The sequence below is a fragment of the bacterium genome, assembly GCA_019637795.1.
In the GTDB taxonomy this organism is placed as follows: Bacteria; Desulfobacterota; Binatia; order HRBIN30; family CADEER01; genus JAHBUY01.
Genome location: JAHBUY010000007.1, coordinates 265,982 through 286,897, shown reverse-complemented (window position 1 = coordinate 286,897; position 20,916 = coordinate 265,982). Strand labels below are relative to the sequence as shown.

At 72.8% G+C, this 20,916-nt stretch carries 12 protein-coding genes; 5 read left to right on the top strand and 7 right to left on the bottom strand.

What is annotated here, in order from left to right; all coding sequences use genetic code 11:
* Positions 1-6: 6 nt before the first annotated feature.
* Positions 7-1,623 (bottom strand): hypothetical protein, encoded by a 1,617-nt coding sequence (locus KF840_22950; GenBank protein MBX3027764.1) that lies wholly within the window; start codon positions 1,621-1,623, stop codon positions 7-9.
* A gap of 220 nt (positions 1,624-1,843) precedes the next feature.
* Between KF840_22950 and KF840_22945 the strand changes: the two genes are divergently transcribed.
* Positions 1,844-2,071 (top strand): helix-turn-helix transcriptional regulator, encoded by a 228-nt coding sequence (locus KF840_22945; protein ID MBX3027763.1) that lies wholly within the window; start codon positions 1,844-1,846, stop codon positions 2,069-2,071.
* 3 nt (positions 2,072-2,074) lie between these two features.
* Here KF840_22945 and KF840_22940 read toward each other — a convergent pair whose 3' ends face one another.
* Positions 2,075-3,742, bottom strand: a complete 1,668-nt coding sequence (locus KF840_22940; GenBank protein ID MBX3027762.1) for a PQQ-dependent sugar dehydrogenase — start codon at positions 3,740-3,742, stop codon at positions 2,075-2,077.
* 129 nt (positions 3,743-3,871) lie between these two features.
* Positions 3,872-4,648, bottom strand: a complete 777-nt coding sequence (locus tag KF840_22935) for an outer membrane lipoprotein-sorting protein (GenBank protein MBX3027761.1) — start codon at positions 4,646-4,648, stop codon at positions 3,872-3,874.
* A 415-nt stretch (positions 4,649-5,063) separates the two neighbouring features.
* Between KF840_22935 and KF840_22930 the strand changes: the two genes are divergently transcribed.
* Both KF840_22930 and KF840_22925 read left to right on the top strand, forming a co-directional pair.
* Positions 5,064-6,326 (top strand): hypothetical protein, encoded by a 1,263-nt coding sequence (locus KF840_22930; GenBank protein MBX3027760.1) that lies wholly within the window; start codon positions 5,064-5,066, stop codon positions 6,324-6,326.
* 51 nt (positions 6,327-6,377) lie between these two features.
* A complete protein-coding gene (locus KF840_22925) occupies positions 6,378-7,622 on the top strand; it encodes a hypothetical protein (protein MBX3027759.1) in 1,245 nt (414 codons plus the stop codon).
* A gap of 7 nt (positions 7,623-7,629) precedes the next feature.
* Here KF840_22925 and KF840_22920 read toward each other — a convergent pair whose 3' ends face one another.
* Positions 7,630-8,604, bottom strand: a complete 975-nt coding sequence (locus KF840_22920) for a pyridoxal-phosphate dependent enzyme (protein ID MBX3027758.1) — start codon at positions 8,602-8,604, stop codon at positions 7,630-7,632.
* A 100-nt stretch (positions 8,605-8,704) separates the two neighbouring features.
* Here KF840_22920 and KF840_22915 point away from each other — a divergent pair, with 100 nt between their 5' ends.
* Positions 8,705-11,878 carry a discoidin domain-containing protein gene (locus KF840_22915; GenBank protein ID MBX3027757.1) on the top strand — a complete coding sequence of 1,058 codons (3,174 nt, stop codon included), beginning with the start codon at positions 8,705-8,707 and terminating at the stop codon, positions 11,876-11,878.
* Between the two features lie 8 nt (positions 11,879-11,886).
* Positions 11,887-15,711, top strand: a complete 3,825-nt coding sequence (locus KF840_22910) for a glycosyl transferase (protein MBX3027756.1) — start codon at positions 11,887-11,889, stop codon at positions 15,709-15,711.
* A 95-nt stretch (positions 15,712-15,806) separates the two neighbouring features.
* On the opposite strand, the gene ugpC is transcribed toward KF840_22910, so the two are convergent.
* Genes ugpC through mdoH form a run of 3 tightly spaced genes read right to left on the bottom strand, consistent with a single transcriptional unit; the run spans position 15,807 to position 20,914 of the window.
* Positions 15,807-16,880 (bottom strand): sn-glycerol-3-phosphate ABC transporter ATP-binding protein UgpC, encoded by a 1,074-nt coding sequence (ugpC, locus tag KF840_22905; protein ID MBX3027755.1) that lies wholly within the window; start codon positions 16,878-16,880, stop codon positions 15,807-15,809.
* Between the two features lie 10 nt (positions 16,881-16,890).
* A complete protein-coding gene (locus tag KF840_22900; protein ID MBX3027754.1) occupies positions 16,891-18,654 on the bottom strand; it encodes a DUF3131 domain-containing protein in 1,764 nt (587 codons plus the stop codon).
* A 46-nt stretch (positions 18,655-18,700) separates the two neighbouring features.
* On the bottom strand, positions 18,701-20,914 hold the full coding sequence (mdoH, locus tag KF840_22895) for a glucans biosynthesis glucosyltransferase MdoH (protein ID MBX3027753.1): 2,214 nt from the start codon (positions 20,912-20,914) through the stop codon (positions 18,701-18,703).
* Positions 20,915-20,916 lie beyond the last annotated feature (2 nt).

Here is a 20,916-nt window from a genome sequence, read left to right as displayed (position 1 = left end):
GAGCGCTCAGGCGCCAGCGGACGGGCCGCCGTTCGGCGGCGGCATGGTGGCGGATTGGCTGACGTCGGCGAGCTCACGAAAGCGCACGAGTTCGGTCAGACGGTAGCCGGTGTACCGGCCCACGGCAACGAGCAGGCCGAGGATGATGAGCAGCAGCTCGGGATAGATGAGGAAGAGCGTCTGCAGGCCCTGGGCGTGGATCACGCCATAGGTCAGGTAGATCGACGCCAGCGTGGCGCCGAGGCGGCGCAGCGTGTTGGCCAGCCCTTCCTCCTCGAGGCCGACGCTGATGCGCTCGACGATCATCGTCATGATGACGAAGGGGAAGGCGCCGACGCCGCCGGTCGGCATGTCGAAGCGGGCGCCGAGGATGAACAGCGCCACCATGAGCAGGATCACCAGCGTGAGAATGAACGCGATGCGCGCCGCCAGCAGCAGATAGAGGCGCTGGATCCACAGCCGCGACAGCAGCGCGAAGCCGATGATCAGGAGGAGGAACAGCGTGCCCCACAGCAGCCCGGTCCCGGTGAACGCGAGGGCGATGAGCACCGGCATGAACATGCCGAAGGTGCGCAGGCCGGCGATGTTGCGCAGCACGCACATCGCCAGCGCCCCGAGCGGCACGAGGAGGAGGATGCGCAGCGCATGCTGCTGTTGCACCGGCAGGAAGAGCAGCGAGAGGCGGTCGAGCCAGTGCTGCGAGTTGGCGCGCCGCCGATTCACCAGCTCGGCATAGGTTTCGAGCTCGGACTGGACGTCGAAGCGGTAGGACAGGGCGCTCAGGTTCTCGGCCGTGATCAGCTCGGCGCCCTTGATCGGTCCGAGCGACATGCGGTCGGCGGGCAGGCTGCCGGCGTGGCCGCCGACGACGTCGAAGGGGGCCCAGCCGCCGCCCAGGTAGACCTCGTTCCAGTACGCGAACTGGTCGCTGCGCCCGTCGACCAGGGCGATGCCGCCGACGACCCGGCAGGGCAGGCCGTTGGCGCGCGCCAGGGCGCAGAAGAGGCGGGCGCGGCCGAGCCCATTGCCGCGGCCCTCGCGCAGCACGGTGACGGCGTCCATCGGCGCGACGCTGTTCAGCGCCCCGATCTCACCGGAGACGAAGTCGAAGATGCCGCGCGCCAGGGCGGCCCTGTTCTTCTGGTCGAGCAGCAGCTCGCGGCTCAGGGCGGTGATCGCCGGGTCGCCCTGCTGCACCGCCGGCGACGGGGCGAGGTAGCTGGCGACCGAGTCGGGATACTTGCCGCCGGCTTCGTTCGGCGGCAGCGGGCGGCCGTACGGCGTCGCCTCGAGCGTCACCTGGTAGGAGGGGGCGGCGGTGCCGTCGAGCCGCCCGTGCCAGCGCCCGCGGCGGTCGCCGTCGCTACCCTCGCTGATGCTGAAGCGCAGTCCGTCCGAGTGCACCTCCTCGGTGAGGATGCGCTGGTAGCCCGACGGACGCGGGAGCGGGATGTCGATCACCGTCCGGCTGCCCTTGCCGGTGGCGGTGACGATGATGTCGACCCGCCACGTCCCCGGCGCGTCCGCGACGCTCAGCGGATAGCCGAGGACGAACAGCTTGTAGAGAAAGATCGCCACACCGGCGGCGATCAGGGCGCCGCTCACCACAATCCACGCGCGCATGGGTCAACGACGTCGCAGCGCTCCTACCATGGGCCGCGTCCCGAGGCCACTTGCCGTCGGCCTTCTGTGCCGTCTCATGTGGCAGGTGCGCATCGCGGGCGTAACACCCGATTCTGGCAAGCTTTCGACACTGTCCCGGAATTGCCGATCGAGACCCGCGCGCGGCCGCCGGGCACATCGATTGCACCCTCTCCGCGCGGCTCGATGGAGGGGTAGACCGATGCGACTGACGCCGCTCAAGCGCTGCCGATTCGAACGTGGGGTGATGCAGATGGTGCTCGCCAAGCGAGCGGCCATCGCCTGGGGGCGCCTGTCGGCGATCGAGAACGGGGTCGCCGAAGCGCAGCCTGACGAGCTGACGCGCATCGCCGCGGCGTTGCAGGTTCCGATCGAAGCCCTCCTCGAGCCGCTCGTCGCGCGCCGCCGGCCGCGGCTGCGCGCTGCCTGAGGCTCAGGGTGACTTCGCCTTCAGCGCGCTCCCGTCATCGGCCGTCAGACTCGTGAAGGTGGCTTCCCAGCAGGTCGGGGCGTCGTTGCGGATCAGTTGCGTGACCAGCGGTTCGCTGGCGAGGCCGAGGGGGAGGGCGGCGAGATCGAGGTTCGCGCCCTTCGCCTTGAGCAGCAGCGTGGACTTGCCGCCGGGCGTTCCCCTGAGCAGCAGCTTGAACGCGCCGTCGCCCGCGGCGCTCGGATCCCCGTAGCGGAAGCCGCTGCCGGCGCTTCGCCAGGCGCCGCCGCCGCCGGCGACGCCGACCGAGAGATCGATAGGGGTGGCATCGGCGTACAGGCAGAGGCGAAAGCTCGTCGCGGTGGTGGGATCGCCGAAATCGGCAGTGGCGCTGGCGACCGACCATCTCCAGAGCAAGGTGTTCCTGTTGGCGTCGCCGCCGCGCCTGGCCTTGATCGTGGCCTTGTCGGCGCTCGCGCAGCCGACCCTCGGTGACCCCGGACAGGCTGGCGCGGCAGCCGGGGCCTGCACGCGGTAGACGGTGCCGCCGTCGCTGGCGACGTAGAGCTCGCCGGCGACGTCCTCGCCGAACGCGGTCGGGAAGAGTCCGGCGACCGGGGTGCCCAACGACTGCGCGCTCCAGGTCAGGCCGCCGTCGGCGGTGGCGAGAGCGCGCATCTCGCCGGCGCAGTAGTCCGAGAACACGTAGAGGCCGGAGAGAGCGGGCACGGCGCTGCCGCGATAGCGGTAGCCGCCGGTGATCGAGCAGCCGGCGCCGTGGCCGTAGTCGTGGACCGGTTCGACGAACAGGCTGAGCGGCATGCAGGTCGCGGTGGTCGAACAGCCGCTGGCGCTGGCGGCCGAAGCAAACCCCTCGCGGCAGTCCCAACCGTAGTTCTCGCCGCCGCTCGACGCAGCGGGCTGGAAGTCGACCTCCTCGCGCGCGTTCTGGCCGACGTCGCCGATCCACAGGTCGCCGCTCAGGCGGTCGAAGCTGAAGCGCCAGGGATTGCGCAGGCCGAGGGCCCAGATCTCGTCGGCGATGCCGTCGGGGCCGGCGTAGGGGTTCGAGGGCGGAATGGCGTAGGGCGAGGCGCTGTCGACGTCGAGTCGCAGCAGCTTGCCGAGCAGCGAGCTGCCGCTCTGCGCCGTGTCGCCGGGATCGCAGGCGGCGCCGCCGTCGCCGAGGCTGATGTACAGATAGCCGTCCGGGCCGAAGTGGAGATCACCGCCGTTGTGGTTGGCGAAGGGCTGGGCGACGCTCAGCACCGGCGTGGCGCTGCCCGCGACGGCGACGTTCGGGTTGCCGCTCACCGTGTAGCGCACCACCCGGGTGGCGCCGGCGGTGTCGGTGTAGTCGATGTAGAAGAAGCCGTTGCTGGCGTAGTCCGGGTGGAACGCCAGGCCGAGCAGGCCCTGCTCGTTGCCGGTGGAGACGGCGCCGTGGATGTCGAGAAACGGCGTCGGCAGCATGCTGCCATCGGCCTGCACGACGCGGATGTAGCCGCCCTTCTCGACCACGAACAGGCGGCTGTCGCCGGCGTGGGCGAGCGCCACCGGACGGTTGAAGCCGCTGGCGAACGGGGCGAGAGCGACCTCGAGCGCGGCGGCGCCGGAGGCGCTGGCCAACCACGCCGCGAACACGGCGCTGCGAGCGAGCCGAATCGTCATGGACATTCCCCCCGATGTCGCCGCTGCATAGCACGCGGGCCCGGGGGACGGCGTGCCCTTTTCCTCCGCCCGCGCCGGGCGTGACGCGGCAGGGGAAGGCGGGTGGACGGGGAGCGAGGCAGAGGCCCGTCAGCGGGTCAGGTACTTGGGGGTGAACATCACGTCGGGCAGCTCGGCGTTGTACTTCACGTCGCTGACGTCGAGGCGGGACTTGGTGTTGTTCTTCAGGTCCTGCATCTCCTGCCCGGTGAGCGTCCAGATGCCGTCGATCTGCTCGACCTTGTCGATGGTCCAGACCTTCACCTTGTCGCCCTTCTGGTCGAAGAACTCGCGGCGCATGATCAGCAGGTCCTTGGGATCGAGGGCGAGCACCGTCCTGGCGTAGACCCCCTTCTCCGGGTCCTTCGGCGTCATTTCCACCAGGGTCACGCTGCGGCCGCCGATCACGTCCTTGCCCACGTACTTGTACGTGTAGTCCTCGATCTCGGGCAGGACGAGGTCGGACACGTAGAACGCCGAGCCGAGGAACGGCTGCGTGCGCACCCCCTCCTGGACCCGCACGGGATTCCGGCTCGCCTTCACCTTGATGTACTGCTCATTGGGTTCGTTCGCGCGCTCGATGAACAGGAAGCGAATCCCCTCGAGCTCGTCCGGCGCCGTCACCTCGAGGTAGCTGCCGTGGGCGCCGTTCAGGTACTTGCGGCTCATCGCCAGCTCGCGCGGCGGCAGCTCGCTCGAGGACAGCGTCAGCTTGGCGGTGACCGGACTCTTGGGGATCGCCGCCGCGACCTTGGCGACCAGCGCCTTGGCGTCGCCGTCCTCTTCCGCGGCGCGGCTCGCCATCGGCACCCCCAACGCCACCAGCAACCCGAGCGCGCCCGCGGCGCGTGCCGTTCTCGTCGTCATCTTCGCGATCCCCCTGGCAAACGGATCGGACCGGATTAGCCCATTTGCCCCGGCGCGCCAAACCGGCCGCCGTCGGCCGCGCCATCGTCATCGCGAGGACGACCGCGTCTCTCCACAGCCGAATGCGCCATCCAACGGCGCGCGCGACGGCGAGCGCCCTGGCAGTCCGCACAGCGGATCCGGTCCGAATCGTCGCGTTCCGTGACGCTCGGCGATCTTTCGACACTGCGGTGCCGGGGCCCGTCGATCGGGCGGCAGGGGTTCGCCTGAAAACGCGGTGGGGGCGCATTCAGCGCCCCCATCCGCATCGCCGCGTCGTTGTCCGGCACGAGGCGTGCTCTGATCGCCAGCCGTGCCCGAGCAGGCGACCAAGAATACACGGCAAACCAGCGGGAATGCTGCATTCCCGCTGGCCGTGCTGCACCATGCCCACGGCATCCTTCTGCTGCGCTGGGTGTTGATCGTCACTACCGCGTATCTGGTGCTGTTCAGCCGTCCACTGAGCGAGATGTCGCCCTGGGTGGCGCTCTTCGTCGCCGCGTATCTGGGCTCGAACGTGCTCCTCACCGAATGGTTGCCGCGCCTGCGCTCGGCGGCGGCGCTCGAGTGGACGGTGGTCGCCGTCGACACCCTGGCCCTCACGCTCGCGCTCGCGCTCACGGGCGCGGCGGGCGGCGACCTGTTCGTGCTCTACTTCGCCGTCCTCTTCCTCAGCGCGTTGTCGGAGCGCATCGGCCTGGTGGTCGGCGCGGCGCTGCTGATCACGGTGGCGAACCTCTACACCGTGGTCGAGTACCAGGGCATCGGCGCGCTGCTCGCGCAGGGCTACATGCTGCGGGTGCCATTCCTCTTCGTCGTCGCGCTCTTCTTCGGGCAACTGGTGCACCTGGCGCGCAACCGCGAGCGCGACGCCGAGGCGCAGCAGGCGCGCGCGCTGCGCCTCGACCTGCTGTCGGGTGTCAGCCACGACCTGAAGAACCCGCTCGGCGTCATCGAGTCGCTGGCCGATCTCCTGCTCGACGGGAGCGCCGGCGAGCTGAACCCGCAGCAGGCCGATCTCACCCGGCGCATCCGCGCCAGCACCCGCCAGGTGATCACCCTGTCGCAGAACCTGATCGACGCCGAGCGCATCGAAGCCGGGCGTCTGGTGGTGCAGCCGCGCAGCGCCAGCCTGGCGGCGGTGGTCGACGACGCGCTGGTGGTGGCGCGCAGCGCCAGCGCCATCAAGGGGGTGGCGCTGCAGACGCGCGTGGACGCCAACCTGCCGCTGCTGGCGCTCGACGCGGTGCAGATGGAACGGGTCATCGCCAACCTGCTGGGCAACGCGATCAAGTTCACGCCCGCCGGCGGCCGGGTGCGTCTCGGCGCCCGCCGGCAGCGCGGCATGGTGCAGCTCACGGTTGCCGACGACGGCCCGGGCATTCCGCCGGACGAGCTGCCGCGCCTGGCCGAACCGCACTTCCGCGGCGTCCGCAGCCGCGGCATCGACGGCGCCGGCCTCGGTCTCTTCATCGTCCGCGCCGTGGTCGAGGCGCACGGCGGCAGCGTCCGGGTCGAGAGCGCGGTCGGCGAGGGGACGACGGTCACCGTGGCGCTGCCGATCGACCCGGCGCCGCAGGTGGCAGGGGACGCCGCGCCGGCGCCGCGCCCGCTCCTCCTGGTCAACCAGCGGCCCTGAGGCGCCGCCGGGCGGCTTTCGCCGCCGGGCGCGCTGCGCTAACAGCGGCCGGTGCCCCTGCTGCTGAAACGCCTCGCCGTGGTCGCGGCGGCGATCGCCTGCGCAGCCGGGCTGCTGGAAATCGGCACCCGCCTGGTCGATGGCGGCGCACGGGCGGAGCGCGCCGGCCGCCTGTTCGCCAGCGCCGCCGACGATGCCGAGCTGCCGCGGGCGCAGGCGCTCGAGGACCAGCGCATCATGGCTCATCCGTACTTCGGCTACGTCGTCGATCCGCGCTCGCCGGGGATCAATCCGTACGGCTTCTTCCGCGCCTCGCCGCTCACCACCCGCAGCCCGGACCGGTACGTCGTCGCCTTCTTCGGCGGCTCCGTCGCCGACCAGGTCTTCACGCTCGGTCAACGGGCGCTGATCGCCGCCCTGCGCCGCGATCCCGCCTTCGCCCACCGCCACATCGAGGTGCTGAGCACCGCGCTCGGCGGCTACAAACAGCCGCAGCAGTTGCTGGTGCTGGCCGAGTTGCTGGCCCTCGGGGCGCAGTTCGACGCGGTGGTCAACCTCGACGGCTTCAACGAGATCGACGCCGCCGCGGACAACGTGCAGGACGGGGTCAATCCGTTCTACCCGCACCACTGGCAGGTGCAGGCGCAGCACGTCCTCGACCGCGACCAGCTTCGGCTGGTGGCGCGGATCGAGGGCATCCGCGAGCGGCGCGAGGCGCTGCGCCGCCAGTTCGCGGCCTGGCCCGCCGTCGGCCACAGCGCCTTCCTGCTGGCGCTCTGGGAGGCGCTCGACCGGCGCGAGCTGGCGGCGCTGCGGCGCGAGACGGCGGCGCTCGATGCCGCCACGGCGAGCCAGGCGAAGCCGCCGCAGGTGAGCGGACCGCCGTTCGCCTTCGCCGACCCGGAGGCGATGTTCACCGAGCTCGTCGAGGTGTGGGCCCGCGCCTCGCTGGCGATGGACAGCCTGTGCCGCGGCCAGGGCATCGAGTACCTGCACTTCCTCCAGCCCAATCAGTATTTCGAGGGCTCGAAGGTGCTGAACGAGACGGAGCGTCGCATCGCCTGGGACGCCGACGTCGCCGCCGCCGGTCGTGTCACTGCCGGCTACCCGCTGCTGGTCGCGCGCGGCCGCGAGCTGGCGGGGCAGGGGGTCGACTTCCACGACCTGACGATGCTGTTCCACGACGAAGCGGGCGACATCTACGCCGACACCTGCTGCCACTTCACGCCGCGCGGCGCCGAGCGCGTCGCCGAGGCGATCGCCGCGGCGATCATCGCCAGAACCCGGCCGCAGTAGCCGGCCGTCAGGTCGCGCTCAGCCAGGCGCTCGCGCTCGGCGTGAACAGGCCGGGGAGGCCGCCGGTGTGCACGAACACCACCGGCGCGTCGGCGGCGATGCGACCGGCGCGGCGGGCGGCGATCAGACCGGCCATCGCCTTGCCCGTGTAGACGGGATCGAGCACCAGGCCCTCGAGACGGGCCGCCATGGCGATCGCCTCGCGGCAGGCGTCGGTGGGCGCGGCGTAGCCGGGGCCGACCTGCGTCGCGTCGACCTGCGCCGCGCCGTCCGGCGGCGGCAGCGCGGCGAGCGCCGCGGTGGCGGTCGCCAGCTCTTCCACGTGCGCCGCCAGGCCCGGGCGAGCGCCGACGTCGATGCCGAGCACGCGGCGATGCTCGCCGAGCCCGGCGGCGAGCCCGGCATGCGTGCCGCCCGATCCGCAGGCGACGACCACCAGCGTGGCGCGCGGCGCCTGCGCCAGCAGCTCGATGGCGCAGCGCACGTAGCCGAGCGCGCCGAGCGGCGTCGAGCCGCCGATCGGGATGCGGTACGGTCGGCGACCGGCGGCCGCCAGCGCGTCGGCCGCGGCGTCGATCGCCCGTTCGATGGCGGCGAAGTCATAGGCGTCGACCCAGCGCAGGTCGGCGCCGAGCAGGTGGTCGAGCAGCAGGTTGCCGACCGGCAGCGGCGGCGGCTGGCCGCCGAGCACCAGCGTGCACTCCAGACCGAGCCGGCGCGCCGCCGCGGCGGTGAGCCGGGCGTGGTTGCTCTGGGCCCCGCCGCCGGTGACCAACGTGTCGCAGCCCTGCGCCCGCGCCGCGGCGCACAGGTACTCGAGCTTGCGCACCTTGTTGCCGCCGGCCGCGAGGCCGGTGCTGTCGTCGAGCTTGGCGAAGAGGCGCCCCGGCGCCATGCCGAGCGCCGCGCCGAGGCGATCGAGCGCCACCAGCGGCGTCGGCAGGTGGGCGAGCGGCAGGCGGCGGTCGAGGGCGGCGGACATCGCGATGCGTGTACCACGCCAGCGCGGGACCGCCCATGGTCGGCCGCGCGCCGGTGGCATCCCCCGATGTCGTATGCCAGAACAGGGAACGTCGTGGAGGATGCCGACCGTGCGCCACCTGGCCCGCTGCGTCATCGTGGCGTTGGTGATGGTGATGAAGAGCCAACTGATCCTCGCTGAGACGGTCCTCGACGACTTCGAGACCCTCGACGGCTGGACGGCGATCGGCACCGATGGCGCCCAGGTCGAGCTGGCGCGCGACCGCGGCGTCGCCGGCCAGGCGATGCGCATCGACTACCGGTTCCCGATCGGCGGCCACGTCCTGGTGCGCAAGTCGTTCGCCCTCGACCTGCCAGCGAACTACGCCTTCACCCTGCACACCCGGGCGGTCGGGCCGCCGATCGACTTCGAGCTCAAGCTGATCGACAAGACCGACCGCAACGTCTGGTGGTACCGCGAGCGCGACGTCACGCTGCCGGAGCGCTGGCGGGCGATGCGCATCAAGAAGCCGCGCATCGAGTTCGCCTGGGGACCGCTCAGCGGCGGCCCGCCGCGCGACATCGCCGCCATCGAGTTTGCCGTCACCGCCAGCGCCGGCGACAGCGGCTCGGTGTGGATCGACGAGCTCGGCCTGCAGACCCGCGTGCTGCCGACCCGCACCCCGGGGCCGATGCGCGTCACCGCCTCGACCTCCGCCGCCGACGAGACGCCGGAGCGCGTCCTCGACGCCGATCCCTACACGCGCTGGCGCAGCGGCGTCCTCGGACCGGAGCAGTGGCTGATGCTCGACTTCGGCCAGGTGCGCGAGTACGGCGGCCTGGTCATCGACTGGGATCCCGACGACTATGCCGTCGTCTACGAGGTGCTGACGTCGGAGGACGGCTCGTCCTGGACCTCCGCCTTTCGCAGCACCCACGGCAACGGCGGCCGCGATTACGTCTACCTGCCCGACGGCGAGTCGCGCTACGTCCGCCTGGCGCTGCAGGAGAGCAGCCGCGGCGAGGGCTTCGCCATCCGCCGCGTCAGCCTGCTGCCGCTCGAGCTCGCCGCGTCGCCGAACGCGTTCTTCACCGCCATGGCGCGCGAGGCGCCGGCCGGCACCTACCCGAAGTACTTCGGCGGCGTGCAGTCGTACTGGACCGTGCTCGGGGCCGACGGCGACCGCAAGAAGGCGGCGATGAACGAGGAGGGGATGCTCGAGGTGGACCGCGGCTCCTTCTCGCTCGAGCCGTTCCTGTGGAGCGACGGCCGTCTGATCACCTGGAACGACGTCCGCATCACCCAGTCGCTGGCCGACGGCTCCCTGCCGATCCCGACCGTCACCTGGGAGGCGGCGCCGCTGACCCTCGCCACCACCGCCTTCGTCGCCGGCAAGCCGGGGTCGTCGGTGCTCTACGCCCGCTACCGGGTCAGCAACGCCAGCGACACGGCGCGCGATGCGACGCTGTTCGTCGCCGTGCGCCCGTTCCAGGTGCTGCCGCCGTGGCAGACGCTGAACATGATCGGCGGCGTCACCCAGATCCACGATCTGAGCATCGACGGCCGCACCGTCTGGGTGAACCATCGCACGCCGGTGGTCTCCCTGACCCCCGCCACGCAGGCCGGCGCCACCACCTTCGACGAGGCGCAGATCGGCGAGCTCCTGCTCGGCGGCCGGGTACCGGCGCGCCGCCAGGTCACGGACCCGATCGGCTATGCCTCCGCCGCCCTCCAGTACGATCTGCGCCTGCCGCCCAACGGCAGCCAGGAGGTGCTGCTGGCGGTGCCGTACAGCGGCTCCGAGCACGACCTCGCCGACGTCACCCCGGCCACCGCCGCGGCGCACGTCGAGGCGGCGCTCGCCCGCACCATCGCCTCGTGGCAGCAGGCGCTCGGTCCCGTCGAGCTGGACGTCCCGGAGGACGCGCGTCCGCTGGTCGACACGGTGAAGAGCACGCTCGCCTACATCCTGATCAATCGCGACGGTCCGGCCATCCAGCCCGGCTCGCGCACCTACGCGCGCTCGTGGATCCGCGACTCCGCCATGACCTCGGCGGCGCTGCTGCAGATGGGCATTCCCGGTCCAGTGCGCGACCTCCTGCCGTGGTACGCCGGCTTCCAGTACCCCGACGGCAAGATCCCCTGCGCCATCGACCGCCACGGGCCCGATCCGCTGCCCGAGCACGACAGCAACGGCCAGTTCCTCTACTGCCTCGCCGAGTACTACCGCTACACGCGCGACGTCGGCATGGTGCAGCGCCTGTGGCCGAACGCGATCCGCGCCATCGACTACCTCGAACGCCTGCGCGCCCAGCGCCTGACGCCGGAGTACCAGCAGGGCGACCGGCGGGCGTTCTACGGGCTGCTGCCGGAGTCGATCAGCCACGAGGGCTACGCCGCGCATCCGGTCCACTCCTACTGGGACGACTTCTACGCCCTGCGCGGGTTGAAGGACGCCGTCTTCCTGGCGACGGTGATGGACGACCCGGCGCAGGCGCTGCGCGCGACCACCCTGCGCGACGGCCTGCAGCGCGACCTGCACGCCTCGATCGAGCGGGTCATCGCGGAGAAGCGCCTCGACTTCATCCCCGCCTCGGCGGATCTCGGCGACTTCGACCCGAGCTCGACCTCGGTGGCGCTGGTGACCGTCGGCGAGCAGGCGCGTCTGCCGGCGGCCGCGCTCGAACGGACCTTCCAGCGCTACTACGACGAGCTGATCGGCCGGCGCGACGAGACGGTGGCCTGGGACGCCTACGCCCCGTACGAGCTGCGCAACGTCGGCGTGCTCATTCGCCTCGGCCATCGCGACCAGGCGTTGCAGGCGCTCGAGCTGTTGATGGCGGGGCGCCGCCCGGCGGCCTGGAACGAATGGGCCGAGGTGGTGTGGCGCGATCCGGCGGCGCCCAAGTTCATCGGTGACATGCCGCACACCTGGGTCGGCGCCGGCTTCATCGAGTCGGTGCGGACGATGTTCGTCTACGAGCGCGAGGACGACGACGCCCTGGTCCTCGCCGCCGGCCTGCCGCGTCAGTGGGTGGAGCGCGACGGCGGCGTCGGGGCGAAGCGCCTGCCGACGCGCGACGGCGTGCTGAGCTACACGGTGCGCGCCGACGGCGAGGGGCGGACGCGCCTGCAGATCAGCGGCGAGCTCGAGGGGCCGCGCGGCGGTCTGGTGCTCGATCCGCCGCTGCCGGCGCCGCTGCGCCGGGCGACCGTGAACGGCCAGCCGGCTGAGATCCGGGATGGGCGCGCGATCGTCCGCGCCCTGCCGGCCGACGTCGTGCTGGAATACTGAGGCGGCCGGTGGCGAGCACCGACATCGCCCAACTCCACGACCCGACGCCGCGCGCCCGCGTGCTGTCGAACGGCCGCTATCACGTGCTGCTCAGCGGCGCCGGCACCGGCTACTCGTCCTGGGGCGACACGCTGCTGACGGCGTGGGAGGGCGACCGCACCGAGGACGGCGACGGGCTCTTCATCTACCTCCACGACCTCGACGACGGCGCCACGTGGAGCGTCGGCGCGCAGCCGATGGGCCTCGCCGGCGCCGACGCCTACGCCGCCATGGCGGACGACGGCGTGGTGGCGATCGAACGCCGGCAGCACGCCGTCACGGCCGCGCTGACCACCTGCGTCTGGCCCGACCTCGATGGCGAGCTGCGCCGCCTCGTGCTGCGCAACGACTCGCCCCGCGCGCGCCGCCTCGCCGTCACCGTGTACGCGCCGCTCGTGCTCAACCAGGCGTCGGCGCATGCCGCGCATCCCGCGTTCTCGAAGCTGTTCGTCGAAACCGAACACCTGGCGGAGCGCCGCCTGCTGCTGGCGCGGCGCCGCCCCCGCGCCGCCGGCGAGCATCCGCCGCTGATGGGCCTGAGCTGGCCGGACGGGGGCGCCTACAGCGTCGAGACCGATCGCGCCCGCTTCCTCGGCCGCAACCGCAGCGCGGCCGCGCCCCTCGCCGGCGCCAGCGGCGCGGCGTTGTCGGGGACGGTCGGCAGCGTGCTCGATCCGGCCTTCGCCCTGCGCGAGGTGGTGGTCTTGCCGCCCGGCGCCACACTGCAACGCGACCTGCTGCTCGCCGCGGCGTCGCAGCGCGACGCCCTGCTCGCCCTCCTGGCCGCCGGGGCGCCGCGCCAGCGCCGGGACCGCGCGACCGCGGCGGCGGCGGCGGCCGAGCGGGAGCGCTGCGCCCATCTCGGTCTGGCGCCGGCGAAGGGGGCGGAGCTGCAGGAGCTGGCGGCGGCGTTGCTCTACCAGCATCCGAGGCTGCGCGCCCCCGACGCCGTGCTGCGCCGCGCGCGGGGCGCCCTGTCGCAGATCTGGGCGATGGCGCTCGGCGGTCGACCGTTGGCCGTCGGCATCGGCGCCGCGGCGGAGAAGCACCTGCAGGCGATGCTGGGCGCGCACGCCTACTGGCACGCCCTCGGTCTCGGCATCGACCTGCTGCTGGTGACCGACAGCGCCGCGGCGGCGCAGGCGGCGGAACAGGCGGCGGCGCAGCAGACGCCCGGCGTCGTCGTCCGGGCGCGCGGCGCGCTGGCCGCGGCCGACCTCGATGTCGCGCTGGCGTGGGCGTCCGTGGTCAGCACGGGCGCGCCGCCGCGCCTGCGCTGGGGCGCCGCCGCGCCGCCGGCGGCGCCGGCCGCCAGCGCGCCGCCGCGCCCGACGCCGGGCGCGGCGGCATCGCCGGGCCATTTCGACAACGGCATCGGCGGCTTCAGCCCGGAGGGCGACGAATACGTCATCCGCGTCGGCGGCGGCGCCGCGGAACGCCCGCCACTGGCCTGGATCAACGTCGTCGCCAACGAGCACACCGGCTTCCTCGCCAGCGAGAGCGGCGCCGGCTACACGTGGAGCCGCAACAGTCGTGAGCACCGCACCACCGCGTGGGGGAACGACCCGATCAGCGACCCCCACAGCGAGGCGCTCTATCTGCGCGACGAGGCCTCCGGGGATGTCTGGTCGCCGCAACCCGGGCCGTGCCCGGCGCCCGGCGCCCGCCACGAGGTGCGCCACGGATTCGGCTACACGCGCTGGCGCAGCGAGAGCCACGGCCTGGCGCAGGAGGTGGTGCAGTTCGTGCCCCGGCACGATCCGGTGAAGATCACCCGCCTGCGCGTCACCAATACCGGCGGCGCGCCCCGCCGCCTGGCCGCCGCGGCGTACGCCCGGCTCGTGCTCGGGGTCACGCCGCGCGACAGCGCCCGCCTGCTGGTGACCGCCGGCGACCGCGCCAGCGGCGCGCTCCTGGCGCGCAACCTCCTCGCCGACGAGTTCGCCGACGGCGAGGCGTTCGCCGCGGTGCATCCCCCGGCCGGCGGCGCGCGCAGCGCCACCACCGACCGCACCGCCTTCCTCGGCCGCAACGGCAGCCCCGCCGCGCCGCTGGCGCTGCGCGCCGCGGCGCTCGACGGCACCGTCGGCGCTGGGCTCGACCCGTGCTTCGCGCTGCTGGCGGCGGTCGAGGTGCCGGCCGGCGCCACGGTGGAATGGATCTTCCTGCTCGGCGAGGCGGTCGGCCGCGACCGGGTGCGCGAGCTGGTGCGCCGCTATGCCGATGGCGGGGTCGTGGAGGATGCCCTGTCGGCGGTGCGCGCCTTCTGGCGCGGACTGGTCGGCGCGGTGCGGATCCGCACCCCGGCGCCGGCGATCGACGTGATGGTGAACGGCTGGCTGCTCTACCAGGTGGTGAGCTGCCGCATCTGGGGACGCACCGCGCTCTACCAATCGGGCGGCGCCTTCGGCTTCCGCGACCAGTTGCAGGACGCGGCCGCGCTGCTGCTGGCGCGCCCGGAGCTCACGCGCCAGCAGATCCTGCTGCACGCGGCGCACCAGTTCGTCGAGGGCGACGTGCTCCACTGGTGGCACCCGCCGCTCGCCCGCGGCATCCGCACCCGCTTCTCGGACGACCTGCTGTGGCTGCCGTTCGTCACCGCGGCCTACATCGACGCCACCGGCGATCACGCGGTGCTGCACGAGCTGGCGGGCTACGTCGAGGGACGGCTGCTGGCCCCGGGCGAGGACGAATCCTACTTCCAGCCCGCGATCGCCAGCGAGCGCACCGACCTCTACGAGCACTGCTGCCGCGCCATCGACCGCTCGTTGACCACCGGAGCGCACGGCCTGCCGCTGATGGGCACCGGCGATTGGAACGACGGCATGAACCGGGTCGGGCGCGCCGGGCGCGGCGAGAGCGTCTGGGTGGCCTTCTTCCTCTACGACGTGCTCGGCGCCTTCGCGCCCTACTGCGCCGAGCGCGGCGACCACGGCCGCGCCGAGCGCTACGCGGCGCACCGCCGGGCGCTCGGCGCGGCGATCGAGAGCAACGCCTGGGACGGCGAGTGGTACCGGCGCGCCTACTACGACGACGGCACGCCGCTCGGCTCGGTCGCCAGCGACGAGTGCCGCATCGACGCCATCGCCCAGGCCTGGGCGGTGATCTCGGGCGCGGCGCGGACGGAACGGGCGGCGCAGGCGATGGAAGCGCTCGAGCGCCAGCTCGTCGACGAGCGCGGCGGCCTGATCCGCCTGCTCACCCCGCCCTTCGACCGCGGCGCCCACGACCCCGGCTACATCAAGGGCTACGTGCCGGGGATCCGCGAGAACGGCGGCCAGTACACGCACGGCGCCATGTGGGCGGTACAGGCTTTCGCCATGCTCGGTCGGCGCGATCGCGCCGCCGCGCTCCTGGAGATGCTCAGCCCGGTGACCCACGGCGGCAGCGCCGCGCGGCTCGCCGTCTACCAGGTGGAACCATACGTGGTCGTCGCCGACATCTACGGCGTCGACCCGCACCTCGGGCGCGGCGGCTGGACCTGGTACACCGGGTCGGCCGGCTGGATGTACCGCATCGCCGTCGAGCGGCTCCTCGGCGTCCGCGTCGAAGCGGGCACGACGCTCGCCATCGACCCGCGCATCCCCGACGCCTGGCCGGGCTTCGAGGTCGCGCTGCGCCTGCACGACGGCGCGACGCGCTACACCGTCGCGGTCGAGAATCCGCACCAGCGCGCCGCCGCCGTGACCGCCATCACGCTCGACGGCGTCCCCGGCCGGATCGACGCCGGCATCGGCCGCGTCGCCCTGCTGCGCGACGGCGCCGAACACCTCGTCCGGGTGGCGCTCGGCTGACGCCTGCGGCGGCACCAACCGGTGACCGCCGGGCCAACCGCTCGGCGCCACTCCGCCGCCGGCCAGTGGGATCGCGGCCGGAGCCTCGGCCGGCGCTATCCGACGCGGCGGCGGGCGTCGTCGAACAGGTGGACGTTGGCGGCCGTCAGGCGCAGGTGATCGCCCGCGTTCGTGGCGAAGGCCCCGGGCAGGCGGACCACCAGGCGCTGGTCGCCGGCGCGGGCGTGGAGGAGCGTCTCGTGGCCGAGGAACTCGACCTGCTCGACGCGCGCCGCCATCCCGTCGCCGGCGAGCTGCCAGTCCTCGGGGCGAACGCCGGCGCTGCATACCGACCCGCGGTGGGCGGCGACGGCGCGCGCCAGCGAGGGGTTGGCGAGGCGCAGCGACTGGCCGGCGATGCTGAGGAGCACGACATCGCCGTCGGCGGCCGCGCTCGCCGGCAGCAGGTTCATCGGCGGGCTGCCGATGAACCCGGCGACGAAGGCGTTGGCCGGTCGTTCGTAGAGCTCGCGCGGCGTCGCGACCTGCTGCACGCGGCCGCGGTCGAGGACGGCGATGCGGCGGCCGAGGGTCATCGCCTCCGTCTGATCGTGCGTGACGTAGAGCATGGTGGTGCCGGTGCGCGCCTGCAGGTCGGCGATCTCCGCCCGCACCTCGACCCGCAGCTTGGCGTCGAGGTTGGAGAGCGGCTCGTCGAGCAGCGAGACGCTCGGCTCGCGCACCAGGGCGCGGCCCATGGCGACCCGCTGCCGCTCGCCGCCGGAGAGCTGGCGCGGCAGGCGGTCGAGGAGGGCCTCGAGGTCCAGCATCGCGGCGACGCGGGCGACCCGCGCCGCGATGCTGGCGCGGTCGAGCCGCCGCATCTCGAGCGGAAAGGCGAGATTCCGGCGCACGGTGAGGAACGGGTAGAGGGCGTAGTCCTGGAAGACCATCGCCACGTTGCGCGCCTGCGGCGCCAGGTCGTTGACCACCCGGTCGCCGATCAGGATCCGCCCGGCGGTCGCCGACTCCAGCCCGGCGAGCAGGCGCAGCAGCGTGCTCTTGCCGCACCCGGACGGCCCGACCAGGACGAGGAGCTCGCCGTCGTCGACGTGGAACGACACGTCGTCGATCCCCACGACGCCGTTCGGATACCGCTTGCCGACCGCTTCGAAACGAACGCTCGCCATCGCTCGCGCGTCACTCGAAGAAGCGCTCCTCGCGGATCACCGGCAGGGCGCGGACCATGATCGGGTCGGAGGCGAAGCGGCGCTGCACGGCGTGGTCGGCGAGATGATTGACGAGGGCCAGGAAGAGCATCGACTGGTCGAGCGCCAGGTACTTGTACGCGACCGCGCCGGTCGACGCATCCACCGCGTCGTAGAAGCCGAAGTCGCCGTACAGTCGGGGATAGCGGTTGGCGAGGATCTCGAGGTTGCGCATCGCGGCGTGCGGAATCACCGCCAGGGCGAGCGCGGAGGCGTGCGGCGTCACCGGCCCGGGGGCGTAGCCGAACGAGCCGAGCGGACGCACGCCGTACTCGCCGTAGGCATCGCCGCCCGGGGTCGCGCTCGGCGACAGTCCCCACACCGGCAGGCCCAGGGCACGGCGGGCGAAGCGCGCCTGTACCACGGCGTGCGCCAGGCCGTTGCGGCCGAGGCTGCGCGGCGCCGCGGCCATCTCGTCGAGGACGATGGTCGGCATCAGGGCCTCGAACATGCTGCCGCCCCAGGAGGGCACGAACTTCACTCCGCGCCAGCGGTAGTGGCCGCCCGTGACCGCGTAGCCGCGGATCTCCTGGGTGCGGACGTCGCGCGGTGCCTGCGTCTGCCAGAAGCAGTCGGCCGGGAAGGTGCGGGTCATGTTGAACCAGGCCTTCTCCGGGAACTGCCCCTTGCCGATGCCGATCAGCGCCCCGAGGCGGGCCTCGGTGTAGAGCACGCCATAGTGGTAGCGCGACGGTGCCCGTGGCTCGACGTAGTAGCCGTGCGAGACGAGATCGGCGCCGCGGTCGTAGAGGACGCTGAAGTCCATCTGTTCGATGAGCGCCGTGCAGCGCTCGTACAGCTCGGGAAAGGTCATGCGCGCGGTCATCAGGCCGGTGAGCAGCCAGGCCGAGTCGACGAACGAGACGAAGTGGCTGGTGCGCTCGAGCGAGGTGGTGTCGTAGTAGTTGAAGAAGAACCCGTTGTCGGTCTCCAGGCGGTCGAGCGTATCGAGGATGCGCCCGAGGCGCCCGCGCGCGCCGCGATCGTCGATGAGGCCGAGCTCGTAGGCGCCGACGATGTCGGCCATCTGGAGCCCGATGTTGGTGACGTTGGTGTAGTCGCCGATGCGCGCCGCCGCCGGGGGCCCCTTGCCGGCCGTGAACGTCACGGTGTCGAGGGGCAGGCCGGTGGCGCGATCGGTGAGCGCGTCGAGCCCGCGCCAGGTGTCGCGCGCCAGGCGCTCGGCGAAGGCGCGGCGGTCGCGCGGCAGCGCGCTGGCGGGCACCACCAGGCGCGCCGGCCAGCCGTTGAGACGGGCGCGCAGCGCCGCCTGCACGCGCGCGCTCTCGCCCAGCTCGCGCTCCCACAGCAGCTTGCGCGGCGTCGACACGGGGGGGCGGCGGACCCGCGCCAGCGTCCAGGAATCGAGCGACAGCAGCTCGCCCGGGGCGCAGCCGCGGTCGATCGGCAGGGCGGTGCTGCGCGGTGGCGGCGGCGCCAGGGTGAAGAGGGTGCGGGCGACGCTGACCAGCAGGGCGAGACCGCCCATGGTCACCATCACGCCGAGCGTCGTCACGGCGATCAGGGCCCGGCGGTCGCGGGCGCGGCGTTCGGCCCGCCGCTGCCGCCGTTCGCTCGACGAGGACGGGCTCACCGCCGGCGTCGCCCCGTGCCGGGCGCCGCCGCGGGCGCTGTCGTCGCCGACCAGCGGGCGCCGGCGCGGTACGGCGGCGCGCCGGGCGGGTTTCCCACCCACCGGACGTGCGACGCGGAGGGCAGCGGCGCGCGGGCCGGCACGGGGCTCAGGTGGCGCGCGGGCCGGCCGGGCGGCCCCAGCGCGCGGCGCGCTCGCGGTCGGGAAGGGTCCAGACGCGCTCGTGCAGTTGATCGATGAGCAGCGGATCGGTGAGGAGCTGGCGGCGCTCGCGCGCCGTCAGCGTGTCCGGCCCCTCGGCGATGAGACGGTCGACCAGGGCGTGGTGGGCGTCGCGGATCGCCGGCGCCAGGCGACGCGGCGCCCCGAGCAGGGCGCGGTGCAGGGCGTTGACCAGGGGATCGGCGGCGACGCGGACGACGCCGTCGTTCTCGACCGCCGGCCGCGCGGCCTCCGCCTTCTCCTCCACCGCCAGGCGCTCGCCGAGGCTGCGCAGCTCGCGCGGGGGATCCGCCTCCTCGGGGATGAGGAACAGCCGCCAGGCGCGGGCCCGATCGCCCAGCCCGATGCGGCTGGCCAGCACCGACGTCGGGATCGAGAGGATGAGCGCGCCGATGATCGGCGTCACCCACCAGAAGTAGTCCGGGTTGAGCCAGTAGAGGCTGATGCCCCAGGCGCTGGCGAAGAGGGTGTCGAAGCCGTGGTGGCGGATCGCCTCGAGCCAGCGGGTCTCGGCGTCCTCGCGCCCCTGCGAACGCCACGTCACGGTGCGGCCGAGCAGGTTCTGCACCACGAAGCGACTGTGGAAGGTCATCCGGATCGGCGCCAGCAGGCTCGACAGGATGATCTCCAGCAGCACGCTCAGGGTGAGGCGGGCCGCGCCGCCGAACGCGCGCGCGTTGCGCTCGTGGAACACCAGCAGCAGGACGCTCAGCACCTTGGGCAGGAACAGGATGATCCCGGTCACCGACAGCAGGGCCAGCGCCCAGTCGGGCCGCCACACCGGCCACTCGGGGAAGAGACTGGGACCGTGCGGGAAGTAGTCGGGAACGCGCACCACCTCGAGGATCGCGGCGACCGTGCTGAGGACGAGGAAGGTGAACCACAGCAGCGCCGAGACGTACGAGAGCACGCCGTTGACGAAGAGGGCGCGGTGGGCGCCGAAGAGCCCCTCGGTGAAGAGCAGGCGCAGGTGCTGCAGGTTGCCCTGGCACCAGCGGCGATCGCGCCCCATCTCCTCGAGCAGGGTCGACGGCACCTCTTCCCAACTGCCGCCGAGGTCGTAGGCGAGCCAGAGCGTCCAGCCGGCGCGGCCCATCAGCGCCGCCTCGACGAAGTCGTGGCTGAGGATCTCGCCGCCGAGCGGCGGCTTCCCCGGCAGTTTGGGCAGGGCGCAGTGCGCCATGAACGGAGCGATGCGGATGATGGTGTTGTGGCCCCAGTACTGGCCGTCGCCGAGCTGCCAGAAGTGCAGGCCGGCGGCGAACATCGGCCCGTAGACGCGGCTGGAGAACTGCTGCACGCGGGCGAACAGCGAGCGGCGGTTCACGGCGCTCGGCGCGGTCTGGATCATGCCGGCGTCCGGCCGCTGCTCCATCAGGTGCACCAGGCGCAGGAGCGTGCTGCCGGCCATGATGCTGTCCGCGTCGAGCATGATCATGTAGCGGTACTGGGCGCCCCAGCGGCGGCAGAAGTCGGCGACGTTGCCGCTCTTGCGCCGCACCCGCACGCGGCGACGGCGGTAGAAGATGCTGCCGAACCCGTCGACCTCGCGGCACCATTCCGCCCACGCCGCCTCCTCGGCGACGATGGTGTCGGGGGTGTTGCTGTCGCTGAGGATGAAGATGTCGAACTGGCCGATGGCGCCGGTGCGCGCCAGCGACTCGCGGATGGCGCGTAGGCCGGCGAAGACGCGGTCGACCGGTTCCTCGCAGATCGGCATGCAGATCGCGGTGCGGCCGCCGGGCGCGAAGTCGGCCGGTAGCTCCGGCAGGTTGGTGATGGCGAAGCGGCGGCGTTTGCGGAGCAGGGTGAAGAAGCCGAACACCGCGGTCCAGAAGCCGATCGAGATCCAGCCGAAGAGGGCGCCGAAGAAGGTGACGATCGCGAGCTCGATCCACGACCGTCCCTGGTGCGGCAGGACGCTCGCCATGAAGCCGCTGGCGACCACGGTCGGCAGCCACACCAGGAAGATCAGCAGCACCCGGCGGCGCCGCGCCTCGCCGATCCACGGCAGTTGGCGGCGTTGCTGGCGCAGCTCGCGGTGGGTGTGCGCGGCGCCCGGCGGCGAGGGGCGCCGGCCGCGGAAGAGGCGGGTGACGATGCGGCGCACGAAGCGGCGCTCGATCCATTCCGGCACCATGC